Here is a 13180-nt window from a genome sequence, read left to right on the forward strand (position 1 = left end):
ATACCAGTTGCCAAAAAGAATGCAACTGTAGGCACACTCCAAACCCTTAGGGAATAAGTCGTTGCCAATTCTCAAATGTCAACTCCCCAATGGTATTATGCAGGAGCGATCGCTCCTTTCAGACACCGCTGCATATAAATTTGAGCTACCTTATCATTAGGGTTGATTTCCAAGCAGGCCGAAAACAATCTTATAGCTTCGCCACACTTGTCACTATTGTAGAGTACCAAAGCTTGCTCAAAGATTGTCTTTGTCTCTAACTTTTTCTGTCGTAACTCTGGCGGATCTGCCGCAAATACTTCATAAACTGTTACCATTCGCGATTTGCCTTTAACTGTTACGCGATCGATTAACCTCAAATCATAAATATCGTTTAACTGTATAAAAGTATGGTGAGTAATTAACATCGAAACTCCATAATCTTTTGTCAAATTTTCCACACGGGAGGCTAAGTTTACCGCATCGCTAATCACCGTGCTGTCCATCCGACTTTGACCGCCAACCGTGCCTAACATCAAAGAACCCGTATTGATTCCAATGCCAATTTGCAGCGGCGGGCAATCGGGTCGAGTGCGACTAATATTATACTCATTAAGCTGTTCTAGCATTGCAATTCCAGCTTTCACAGCATCATCCGCACTGCCATCAAACAGCGCCATAATCGCATCGCCCATGTATTTATCAATAAAACCAAAATTATTAGTAATTGCCGGTTCCATTCGCGACAAATAACCATTAATAAATTGAAAATTTTCTTCGGGATTCATCCTTTCTGAAAAAGAAGTGAAATCGCGGATATCTGAAAATAGCACCGACATTTCTTTCTGTATCTGATCGCCTAATTTGACTTCCAGAATACTTTCATATCCCAGAAAGTGGAGAAATTCGTGCGGCACAAACCGCCCGTAAGCATCTGTTAATTTTTCTTCCGCTGCTAAAGCTTTTTGTAACTCGTCTGTGAATTGGCGGCGCTCGGTTTCTACCTCTAGACGTTCCGTGATGTCTTGAAAAGCAGCGATCGCGTAAACTATGTTTTTCCGTTCGTCGTAGATTGGAGTCGCCCAAACCTCGATCGGCACAATCCGATCCGACCCATGAATTTCTAGATCGTCCATACGCACAAATTCTCCCCGCAACGCCCGAACAATCGGTTGGCTATCCCTCGGATACAATTGATTAGTTCCAGCGTCGTAAAAATGATAAGCTTCAGGAAATTGGTCAGTACCCCCATCAAAAATTAAACCTTGGGCTAGTATCCTTTCGCCCCAAGAATTCATGTAAAAAGGTTTACCATTACCATCGACAACAAATATTCCCACTGGCATCGCTTCCAGGAATTGAGTCAATCGGCTTTCGTTTTCTGACAGTGCCTCATTTAACTTTTCTTCGGCTGCCAAAGCTTTTTCTAAATCATTAGTAAACCTGATTCGTTCCACTTCCACCTGTCTTTGCAAACTAATATCCTTAGTAAAACCCTGATAGTAAAGCACTTCACCATTAGCATCATAAACTGTGCGCGCATACTCCGAAATCCAGATAATGCTGCCATCTCGACAGTAAACCTGAGACTCAAACTCACACAGAGTACCGTGCTGTTTCAGCAGCGCCAGAAACTCTTGACGGCGGTTCGGTTCCACGTACAATTGCTGCTGAATATCATTAATACTTTCTATCAATTCTGACGCAGAATCGTAGCCGTAAATTTCCGCCAGAGCCGGATTCGCACTGATAAATAGTCCGTCCGGCGTCGTCTGAAAAATACCTTCTAGAGCATTTTCAAATATCCCGCGATACTTCTCTTCAGCTTGAATTAGCGCCGCTTCAGCTTCCTTGCGTTCAGTTATGTCACTAAAAGCAATAATCGCATAGGAAATGTCGCCTGTAGAATCATAAATTGGAGTTGCCCAACTCTCTACAGGAATAATCTTATTAGCTGTACGAATTTCTACACCCTCAGTCCGCACATTTTCGCCCCGAAGCGCCCGCATAATTGGCAATTCTTCCACGGGGCATCTCTGATTAGTCCCGGCTTTATAGAATTGATAAATTGCTGCTTTTTGCTCTGAATTAATATGCGGCACAGTGCCTTTGCCAAATACATCCCGCGCCTTCTGGTTAGCGTAGAAAGATTGCCCGTTGGCATCAAGTACACATACGCCCAATGGCATAGCTTCTAGATATTGGGTCAAGCGACTTTCGTTTTCATGGAGTTTGGCAATCAGCATTGCCTGCTTGCGGTTTAATTTTACCAACTCCTGATTCATTTCCTGAAGTTCTCTTTGTTTTTCCGCTAATTGTTTATCTTGAAAATATTTATATATTGCCTCAGTAACAGTTAATTTTAAGTCATCACATTGCCAAGGTTTAGGTATATATCGGTACAATTTAGCATAGTTAATAGCATTGGCTACCGCCTCCAAATCTGCCTGCCCCGTCAGCATGATCTTGAGACAGTTCGGCGAGATAGCATGAACGCTCCTTAATAGTTCGTCTCCTTTCATATTAGGCATGATATGATCCGAAATAACCAAAGGAACTTCATACTGTTCTGCTAAAAGTTCTGCCAGCAACTCTAAAGCTTCTTGGCCACTTTGGGCAGTTTCAATTAAATATTTATCTTCAAAGGCTTTTAGCAGGTCTATTTCCAGACTATCGAGTATAGTCTGCTCATCATCGACACAAATAATGACTGGTTTTTTCATAAATTTGCTAGACCAGACTTAATCGCTTCAATTAATTCTTGATTTTGCCAAGGTTTTTCTATGAAAGCATGAAGATTTGCTTGAGTTTTTGTGCGTTCGATTGCTTCTTTGTCTGCTTGGCCAGTCAGCATCACTGTCACAATTTGCGGATATTTTTGATGGATTTGAATCAGCAACTCATCTCCTTTCATTCCGGGCATCAACCAATCAGAGACAATTACTAAAATGTTAACCTCAGCTTCACATAGCTCTTCAATAATTTCCAGGGCTTCGGCAGCACTTTCAGCAAATTCGCAAAGATATTTACCGTTAAATGCCTGTTGCAGTTCAATTTCCAGACTTTCCAACACTCCTACTTCATCGTCCACACACAAAATTGCTGATTTAGACATCGCTAGTTTCCTTCTTTAGTGTGGCAGGGTGAACCCCCATGGGCAGCGCACCGTTTTCCAAATTCTACATTCTGCGCGGGTAGACTGCAAATTTTAGCCCCAGACTTCAGTCTCCGGCGCTTTACCTACTCAGTTAAATTAATCGGCAAAGACACGGTAAATGCTGTTTTACCGGGCATCGACTCCACATCAATTTTACCCTGATGTTTTTCAATTATTTTTTTGACAATATCCAATCCTAACCCGCTGCCTTCTCCCGCAGGTTTGGTAGTAAAAAAAGGCTCAAAAATTTTCCGAATAATCTCCGGTTGAATCCCCTTACCGCTGTCAATAATTTTTACCAAGACGCTGGTATCTTGTTGTACCGCCTCAATTGTTAAAGTTCCTTGATTGTCCATCGCTTGTAAGGAATTGTGAATTAAATTGGTCCAAACTTGATTGAGTTCGTCGGGATAACATAGTACCGGAGGCAATTGAGCTTGATAGTTTCTGACAACTTCCACACCCTGCTTAATTTGGTTTTGATAAAGAGTTAATACAGTTTCAATTCCATCGGTAATATTCACCTGTATTTTTTCCCCATTTACATCGTAACGCGCATAATTTTTCAGGGCAAAGACGACTTTGGCAGCGCGTTCAGTAGCGGTAGCGATGGTTCGGGCGCTTCGGTGAATGCTAGCAAAGTCGTAGGCTGTTTTTATAATATTTTCGCTGTCCGGGTCTTTGAGCAACGGCAAGAATTCTTGCAAACTTCCCTGCAATCCGATGTTGACTAAAATGCTAGCAAGGCTCTCAGCATTTTCAATGCTTTCCGACTCTAATTGCTGCTTGACGCCTTTTTTCAATACCCGTTTTTCTCGAGTAGATAAAGAATAATTTTGTTGACTAGAACTGTACATCAAACGTAAGAAATCCTGCTGGCGTTCTGCTGACAGTTCTTTAAAAAAAACTGGCAAACTTTCGAGATTGTTATCCAAAAAGCTGGTAATATTTCCAATAGACGATCGAATTGCGCCCAACGGCGTATTAATTTCGTGAGCAATGCCCGCAATCAGTTGCCCTAATGCCGCCATTTTTTCCGATTGCACTAATTGATTCTGAGTAGCTTGCAGTTGGTCTAAAGTAACTGTAAGTTGATTGTTTTTCTGTTGGAGTTTTTTTCGCAACTGGCATATTGCTAAATGGGTTTCTACCCTCACTAGAACCTCTTCCACCTGAAAGGGCTTAGTAATATAATCTACCCCGCCCACAGCAAAGGCCTTGACTTTATCTAGTACGTCATTAATCGCGCTAATAAAAATCACCGGGATGTCGCAAGTTCGTTCATCAGATTTGATTTTTTCGCAAACTTCATATCCATTCATTTCGGGCATCATAATATCCAGCAAAATCAAATCAGGAGGCATACCTTTTGCCGCCGAAAGCGCTAACTCGCCGCTAGGTACCGGGCGCACTTTATAGCCCTTGCTATTCAAAATTCCGGCTAGCAGCCGCAAATTAGCTGGGGTGTCGTCAACTACTAAAATATTACCGCGATCGGTGCTAGGAAGGTCGTTATTCATGTGATATTGCTTGAGATATTAACTTTAAAATTTTGTCGTACTCGAAATTTTCTATACAATTTGCGATCGCACCAGCCGTTACTGCATCCTTTAATCGAATTTGCTTTATCAAGGTATCAATTAAATCTATATCTGCATTCAGTATTGCTAGCTTTAAATCAGCTACCAGTGAATCAGGCAATTTTACGAAATTAGCCGCACTCATAGCGCGATCGGCCTCTGTGATTGCCGATAAATTAGTTTGACCCGGATCTTCATAAAGATAGCGCACTCCGATATGTTTGTGCATAGCATCAAAAATATCGGCTTCCCGAAAAGGCTTCCTCATAAAAGCATCGCAGCCCGCCGACAAAATAACTGCCCTTTCTTCCTCTAAAACGCTCGCAGTCAGCGCAATAATCGCAGTAGCTTGACCTTTAAGAGTCCTTTTAATGTATTGCGTCGCTTCGTAGCCGTCCATCACGGGCATTCTCATGTCCATCCAAATTAAATGCGGTTCCCAACTGTCCCAAATCTCAATAGCTTCTTGACCGTTAGTAGCTTCTTTTAGTTCAAAACCCAGAGGATTGAGAAGTTTAATTAGCAGTTGGCGATTTAGCGGTTTGTCGTCTACTATCAAAATTCGATAGGTGTGTTGCTTGGGTTCCAGGGCAATAACATTGCGGGTCGGTTTTTGGCTTTCAATATCAGCCGCATCGACCGCAATAACTTGAATGTCAAACTTAAAAGTAGTTCCCTTGCCCACAGCAGAACAGACGCTCATTTTGCCGCCCATTAATTCCACAAATTTGCGGCTTATCGGCAATCCCAAGCCTGTACCTTCTTGCGAATCTTTTCCTGTCTTAGTTTGCACGAAAGGTTCAAAAAGATCGTCTAATTCAGTGGTAGCAATACCTGGACCAGTATCTTCGACTTCCCAATTAAGGAAGAAGGAAGAGGTAGAAGCTGAATCGTCATTTGGGGTTCCCATAATCTGGTTGTTCGACGGACTGACGTGAGATATTTTAACACCATTATGGGCGGGAATTTCTGTATTTTGGGATACTTCCGAGCGTTCAAAAGTTTCCCCTTCTGCTTGTTGATTTTTGCCTACTAATAACTGCTTGCTAACTCTTACCGATACACCGCCCTCATCGGTAAATTTAAGAGAGTTATTGAGCAAATTAATTAAAATTTGCCGCAACTTTAACTCGTCCGTTTCAACGTATTGCGGCACATCGGGACTGCGGTCAAAAACTAACTGCAAGTGCTTGTCATCTGCTTTGAGTTGAAACATATCTTCCAAGTCGTTGAGCAGGCGATAGAGGTCGAATTTTTTGGGATTGAGGGTGGTGCGCCCGGATTCAATTTTAGATAAATCGAGTACGTTATTAATCAGGGTAAGCAGGTGTTCTCCGCTGCTGCTAATTATGCTAATATTTTCTTGATGTTCTGGGGATAGAGTTTGGCTGCGAGTCATCAGTTGGGAAAAGCCGAGAATTGCATTGAGAGGCGATCGCAATTCGTGGCTCATGTTAGCAAGAAAGGTGCTTTTAGCTTGATTCGCTACCTCCGCTTTGTCTTTAGCTACAGCCAATTCTGCCGTCCGCTCTTGCACTCGCTGTTCTAAAGTTTCAAAAGATTGTTGCAGTTGTTGAGCCATGCTGTTAAATGACTTAGCTAATTCCCCCAATTCGTCAGAACGTTCGCTTTCTACTGTTTTGTCCCATTCACCTTTAGCAATATTTTTGGCTGCTGTATTTAAGCTCAAAATAGGATTTGTCACCCACTGAGAACTCAGAATGCCGATCGCCACAGCTACTCCCAAAGCTGCGAAACAAAGCAAAACCGCTGTGCGGGTATTGGCATCGATTTCTTTGGTGAAATCTGCTTCGGGAACAACTACGACAATCAGCCAGTCTAAACCTTTGCCGTCTAGGAACGGCAAGACTTTTAAAAATTGTCGCTTGTCATCTATTTCAAAGCTCAATAACTCGGATTTTTTAATTTGGTCTAATTTTTTAAACTTTGCAGTCAAATATTTAGCTGTCGAGCGAGTCAAAGGGTTGCTGCTTTCTTCTACTTTAAACAATTGTCTTTCATTACCTTTAGTGCGAAACGGTTTTTCTGTTGTGGAAGTTGCTAACAAAGTACCCTGGCGATCTATAATAAATGTTTGACCTGATTTGCCAACTTTGAGACTGTGGAGAAATCTCCCAAGATGGTCGAGACGCAAGGCAGTAAATAAGACTCCTTCTAGCTGATTTTTTTCGCTGTATACCGGTTGGATAGCGCTGATAATTAAGGTCGGCTCTAGCAAGGAAACATAAACCGAACTCCAAGTAGGTTTTCCGATTTTTACGGCTTTTTTGTACGCAGGATGTTGCCGATTATCATAGTTTTTGACAAGGGTGATAAATGTAGTGCGATCGCCTCGCTCGTTCGTATTGTAAGAATTAAAATTTAACCCAGTAGAGGTTTCTATCACATTCATCGTGCGGGAGCCGTTAGACAGTTGTTCACCGGATCTATAATCTCCCTTATTGTTGCCAACGGAGGTAAAATTGATATATGGATATAATTGTACTTGCCGCAAAAGATATTTCTCCCAAGCTGATAAGTTTTCCATCTTTAACAAGCCGAGATTGACAGCATCCAGCTTGGTTTGATTGATTTGATGGGGAGTTGTCAGGTAAACTTGCAGGTTTTGCTCGACACGCAAACTCACCTCGCTCATTAACTGACTGGCAAGGTTATTAACTGCTTTTTGTCCGTTTCTAAAAGACAGATATCCTACCAGTCCCACGGCACCAACGATTTGCAATACAAATGGAACTATGAGAACGGTTCGCAGCGGTAATTTGTCTAAAATTTTATAAACCATAAGATTGAGAGGTTTGGTGAACTTAGTCTAGAACCGTATTTACACAACCGGTCTTAACAGCAGCACCATTTATTTACTGCCGATTAGCTAAAGGGAATTGATGCGGGCTATTTTAGCTGTGGTAGATGCTCGACCCCGATCGAATGTAAACCTAATCTTGGCTAGATTAAAGTTGATTATTTCCCCCATTGTCGTATTATTGTGAACATTTAGGTAGAATTTGCAGTTTCTGGCTGCCAGAAGTGCATGATACCCGATCGCGCGGGCGAGTTTAACCCTCATGGCTCAAGCGGTTTGGAGGCCGGCGAGGAAATTTGCGATCGGCACTCGCCATTTTCCCCAAGACGTGTTATACTCAGAAAAGTCGAGGGCACGTAGCTCAGTGGATAGAGCATCAGGTTCCGGTCCTGAGGGTCGGGGGTTCAAATCCCTCCGTGCTCATTTTATATATCTTTTGTGGAGTAAGGGTTTGAGGTTAATTGTATTACCGATAGTCCTATTTTCCGCTCAAATTTCGCTCCCATCTGTTCCAAGTATTGAGGCCGGGAGACGTGGGCTATCAGCGGCTTCTGACTCCATCCCTTGCCATGACCGATTCTCTTACTCCCCCCGTCAGCCGCCGACCGTGGTATCCACTTGGGTGAATCGCTTGCGTTCATTGTAGCAGCGGAAATAAAGACAGGTTAGTGACCGCTTATTACCAACTCAAGACCATCACGATACATCTTTTGGATACATACAAATTGGATACACTCCTCAGACACCCACTAAAGCCAAACCTGGAAACCCTTGTTTACATAAGGATTATAAGCCAGAGTTTGCTAGCATTCCCAGCTAACTATGCGGGTTCGCTTCCCGCTGCGGGCTTCTATCTATAAAAACCTCAAACCAACGAGAAATCAACGCTTTGAGGTTTTTTATTGCCCAGAATAGGAGTGAGTCGGGGGTCAAAGTGAGTATCAAGTGACTATCAAATGACTACGAAATGACTATCAAATGACCTTTTTGGAGACAATTTGGAGACAATTTGACTAGAAATATCCAGCCGATGGTCAATAGCAATAAGGTGCGCGGCAGAAGAATACCCTACACAATTAGGTTTTCTGTAAGTCCTGTATCTGCAAGAATAATTAATTAACATAGAGTGCCCTGATTTGACAAGCTTGCGGATCGAACTCAGCTTGAGTTATGACTGATTCGGAGTTGCGTCAGTCACAAGGAGGGCCCGTGAAATATTTTTCAGTAGTAATGTATTTGCTGCGGGAACGGCAACAGTTTCTCGAAGAAATTCGCCAAGGTGTTAAGCTCAAATCTAAAATTTTCGGTTTGTTGATTTCTAGTACAGTATTTTTTGGCATTTACGGAGCGATATTAGGTGCCTCTAGTACGTGGATGCAATGTCTGGTTTCAGCAATTAAGTTGCCAGCACTTTACTTGCTGACGCTGATTATCTGCTTCCCCACACTGTACTTTTTTAATGTCATGTTTGGTTCAAAACGAACTTTTGAGCAGTATTTGACATTGTTGATGACAGCGATGGCGATGATTAGCGTTTTGCTGTTTGGATTTGCACCTGTCAGTCTGTTTTTTCTTCTAAGCAGTCCCAATTACAATTTTTTTCTGGTGTTGAATGTTGCTATTATGGCAATTACAGGATTTTTGGGGGTAAGTTTCATTTATCAAGGAATGCACTTTCTGTCCGAACAAGATACGGAAGGCAAAGACATCAGGCTAAATATTTTGCGCTTTTGGTTGGGACTCTATGCGTTTGTTGGCACTCAGTTGGGATGGACGCTGAGACCGTTTTTTGGGTCGTCGGGAATGGCTTTTCAACTCTTCCGAAACCGAGAAAGCAATTTTTATATGAGTCTGTGGCAATCAATTATGTCTCTGGGAGGATCGTAATTAATCCCAATTTAAGGAGATTTTGAAGAGTGATACAAGCGGATTTGGAACAGTTAAAAATTTCTGAGAAGGAGTTGGAGGATTTGAGCGGAATAGCTTTGAGCGACGGTTTTGCAGCAGATTTTTACCGACCTGCTGCATTACGGGACGGGAAAAAGCTGTTTTCTCTTTTGTTGAATGAGTTGCTGATATTTTGCCTGACGTTAGTTGTTTCGCTGCCTGTTGCTTTACTTGCTAATCAACATAATGTTGGTTCATTTAGCGATGCTGAGATATTTGTCCGGGTTTTACAAATAACTTTGGGTTTGTCGCTGGCGATTACTGTTGCTTGGAATGTCTATAAATGGGTTAAGGCAAAGCCTTTGGCAATTCTGGCGGGTCTGCTGGATGAAGTTGAGAAATATCATGAGGTGATTCAGGCTTTAGATATTATCGATCGCCTAACGGCTGCTGGCAATTTACAAGCCCATTTAATTAACCGAGGAGATGCAATTGAAGCATTAAAAATTACTAGAGAAAGTTTAGTCTGTGCTTTGAAAACAGAGAAAATTCTCAGGGAAAATAAGGATTTTATCGGTCGCCGTTACGAGTTATTTGCTAATATTGAAAGTAATTTGGCTGCTTTGATGGCGGTGGATGTGAGCGATCGGGCGACTGAATACGGGCGGTTGCTAAATGAGGCGCTAGAAATTGGGATGAGCGTGCACAAAGAGGTAAGAAAGTTGCAAAATGGGCGTTAGAGTTGCTGGAGAGTTCCTGGTTTGTAGTAAAAATAGTAACTTCTATATTGCACCATGCTCAAGAACAGGCATCCTGCCCGCCCCTGAAAGGCTTATTGAAAATGGTGCAATATAGAAGTTACTACAATTTTTTTTCCACCGGAAATTTCAATCATCAAAAATATCCAACTGTTCGCCCTCCGACTCTTTTTTACCATCTTTTTTAACACCTTTCCGCAGCCCGATCGCAATTTTGCTATGTTTCTCAATCTGCTTCATTACCTGTCTCGCCCTGTCAATCACCGACGGCGGCAAACCAGCTAATCTGCCCGCTTCAATTCCGTAAGATTTATCAGCACCTCCCGGCTGAACTTGGTGCAAAAATACGATTTGATCCGGCAATTCTTTCACCGTCACTTGATAATTTGCGACATTATCTAAAATAGAAGCTAACTCATTTAATTCGTGATAGTGAGTCGCAAAAATTGTCCGCGCCCGAATCTCATTTGCTAAATATTCTGCTACAGACCAAGCAATCGAAAGTCCGTCAAACGTCGCCGTTCCCCTGCCAATTTCATCTAACAACACCAATGATTGCGGTGTCGCGTGATTAAGAATATTTGCAGTTTCGTTCATTTCCACCATAAACGTAGACTGACCGGTTGCCAAATCATCTACTGCGCCGACGCGGGTAAAAATGCGATCGCAAATTCCCAAACTCGCAGCTTTCGCCGGCACAAAACTGCCCATCTGCGCCATTAACTGGATCAAACCCACCTGCCGCAAATAACAACTCTTGCCACTAGCATTCGGGCCGGTTAAAATAATTAAATCTGGGCGGTTTAGCGATTCTTCCCGACCCAAAAAAGCCGAATTAGGTACAAAAAATCCCGGCGGCAAAGACTTTTCCACCACAGGATGACAACCTTCAATAATTTTAATTTCCCGACTTTCTGTCATAGTCGGGCGGCAGTAATTTTGGTAAACTGCTATTTCTGCCAAACCGCACAAAACATCCGCCGCCGCCACAGCGCGGGAAACGTTGCGAATAATTTCGGCGTGGTCTCCTACCTCCGATCGCACTTTAGCAAAAATATCGTATTCCAATTGATTTAAATCTTCCCGCGCTGTCAGAATTCGCACTTCCCTTTCTTTTAATTCTTCAGTGCTATAACGTTCTTCATTGGTAAGAGTTTGCTTGCGGGTGTAGTCGTTCGGCACTTGGTCTACTTTCGATTTGGTAATGCTGATGTAATAGCCGAAAGCTTTATTGTAGCCAACTTTTAAATTAGAAATTCCCGTGCGTTTTCTCTCAGTTGCTTCTAAATTGGCAATCCATTCTTGGTCTGCTGATGCAGTGTGGCGCATTTCATCTAGCATGGCATTGATTCCCGAACGAATCAAACCTCCTTCTTTTAAATGAATCGGCGGTTCATCAACTAAATGAGCGTGAATTGTATTTGCTAATTCTTCTAGAATTGGCGGTACATTTTGCAGCGCTTTCAAATAGGGCGATATCCCTTGGGCTGCGATCGAGGCTAATGCCGGCAGTTTTCCCAGAGAATCAGCTAAAGCGACCAAATCCCGCGCGCTAGCTGTTCCCGAACCGGCGCGGCCTGTCAGTCTTTCGATGTCGTAAATTTGGCGCAGCAACTGCTGCAAATCTTGGCGCAGGGCGTTATTTTCTACTAATTCTTGAATCGTGTCGTGTCGGGCGCCAATGCCTTTAATGTTGAGCAAAGGTTGCAGCACCCAGCGGCGCAAAGCGCGGCCTCCCATTGCAGTGCTGGTTTTGTCTATAGCCCACAGCAGCGAACCGTGAAAAACCCCATCTCTCACTGTTTGAGTAATTTCGAGATTGCGGCGGGTTTGGTAGTCGAGTATGAGAAAATCGGTGAGAGTGTAAGTGTGCAATCTTTGCAAAGAAACTGCTTTTTCCTTTTGAGTTTCTTCGATATATTGCAGCAAACCGCCGGCGGCGCGCACTGCGAGGGAAAGGTGGCCGCATCCCATGCCTTCGAGCGATCGCACTTTGAACTTTTGCAGGATTCTCTGTTTTGCTTCAGACAGAGTAAACGGAATTTGCGATCGCAAGGAATAGCAAAACGAATTCGGGAAACAATCGGGTAAATACTCGGATTTCTCTCCGGGTCTCAACATAGTCACCAAATCCGGCGCATTAGTCGGTACCAAGACTTCCGAAGGCTGCAAACGCAGTAATTCTAGGGTTAATTGTTCTAAAGTGTCTGCTTGGGTAGTGACGAATTCTCCCGTAGAAATATCTGTATAAGCCAATCCCCAATGTTCCCCAGCGATGACTACTGCTGCTAAAAAATTATTTTGTCTGGGTTTGAGCATTCCGTCATCAGTCAAAGTTCCGGGAGTCAGAATGCGGGTAATTTCGCGCTTAACTTGGCGGCCTTCTTTAGCAGCAATCGAGGCATCTTCTACTTGGTCGCAAACGACCACAGCATAGCCTTTTTCTACTAACATTGAAGTGTAGCGATCGAGGGCGTGGTGCGGCACTCCTGTCATCGGCACTCTGCCGATTTCCTTGCCGCTTTCTTTGCTAGTACAAACAAGTTCTAATTCCCGCGAAATCGTAACGGCATCTTGGAAAAAACACTCAAAGAAATCTCCTACCCGAAACAATAAAAGTGCGTGGGGATACTGTTCTTTCACTTCCACATACCGCTGCATCATCGGCGTTAGCTTGGTGAATTCTAGTAGGCGGTGGTCGGCATTGCGGATGTTGGGTTGATGGGGGTCTGTTGGGGTAGATGCAGTGTAAGGCATAAAAGGCTATCGATAAATTTTAATCTTTAACAACTTTACCGCAAGCTCGGCTTTTAGTTATAACTAATGATACAATATTTGACTATTAATCATCCTTAAGCAGGGTGCGTGATTCTCCACATTCACGTTGAGTGTGAGCTATACAAAAGTCATGCACCCTACTTAATAATCGATAAACCCGCTTTTCCTTGAGAAGTTTTCGGTTGCTACTTATCTAATGTGAGCCGACTTATCCGCTTTA

7 protein-coding genes and 1 tRNA gene are annotated in these 13180 nt (G+C 43.0%); 3 read left to right on the plus strand and 5 right to left on the minus strand.

What is annotated here, in order from left to right:
• Positions 1–95 precede the first annotated feature (95 nt).
• The 4 genes from QUA74_RS12680 to QUA74_RS12695 form a co-directional block, all read right to left on the minus strand.
• Complete coding sequence (locus QUA74_RS12680) at positions 96–2702, minus strand: PAS domain S-box protein (RefSeq protein ID WP_333329006.1); 2607 nt, start codon at positions 2700–2702, stop codon at positions 96–98.
• Positions 2699–3094, minus strand: a complete 396-nt coding sequence (locus QUA74_RS12685) for a response regulator (RefSeq protein WP_333329008.1) — start codon at positions 3092–3094, stop codon at positions 2699–2701. The genes QUA74_RS12680 and QUA74_RS12685 overlap by 4 nt, the downstream gene beginning before the upstream one ends.
• A 125-nt stretch (positions 3095–3219) precedes the next feature.
• Positions 3220–4656, minus strand: coding sequence for a response regulator (locus QUA74_RS12690; protein WP_333329011.1), 1437 nt, complete (start codon positions 4654–4656; stop codon positions 3220–3222).
• Positions 4649–7519, minus strand: coding sequence for a response regulator (locus tag QUA74_RS12695; protein ID WP_333329013.1), 2871 nt, complete (start codon positions 7517–7519; stop codon positions 4649–4651). The genes QUA74_RS12690 and QUA74_RS12695 overlap by 8 nt, the downstream gene beginning before the upstream one ends.
• Positions 7520–7887: 368 nt before the next feature.
• Here QUA74_RS12695 and QUA74_RS12700 point away from each other — a divergent pair.
• The 3 genes from QUA74_RS12700 (at position 7888) to QUA74_RS12710 (ending at position 10164) form a co-directional block, all read left to right on the plus strand.
• Positions 7888–7960: transfer RNA gene (locus QUA74_RS12700), tRNA-Arg, on the plus strand.
• A gap of 747 nt (positions 7961–8707) precedes the next feature.
• On the plus strand, positions 8708–9424 hold the full coding sequence (locus QUA74_RS12705) for an actin-binding WH2 domain-containing protein (protein ID WP_333329015.1): 717 nt from the start codon (positions 8708–8710) through the stop codon (positions 9422–9424).
• A 29-nt stretch (positions 9425–9453) separates the two neighbouring features.
• Positions 9454–10164 carry a hypothetical protein gene (locus QUA74_RS12710; protein WP_333329018.1) on the plus strand — a complete coding sequence of 237 codons (711 nt, stop codon included), beginning with the start codon at positions 9454–9456 and terminating at the stop codon, positions 10162–10164.
• Between the two features lie 147 nt (positions 10165–10311).
• Here QUA74_RS12710 and mutS read toward each other — a convergent pair whose 3' ends face one another.
• Complete coding sequence (mutS, locus tag QUA74_RS12715) at positions 10312–12939, minus strand: DNA mismatch repair protein MutS (protein WP_333329021.1); 2628 nt, start codon at positions 12937–12939, stop codon at positions 10312–10314.
• Positions 12940–13180 lie beyond the last annotated feature (241 nt).

The sequence above is a fragment of the Microcoleus sp. LAD1_D3 genome, assembly GCF_036702135.1.
Taxonomy (GTDB): domain Bacteria; phylum Cyanobacteriota; class Cyanobacteriia; order Cyanobacteriales; family Microcoleaceae; genus Microcoleus.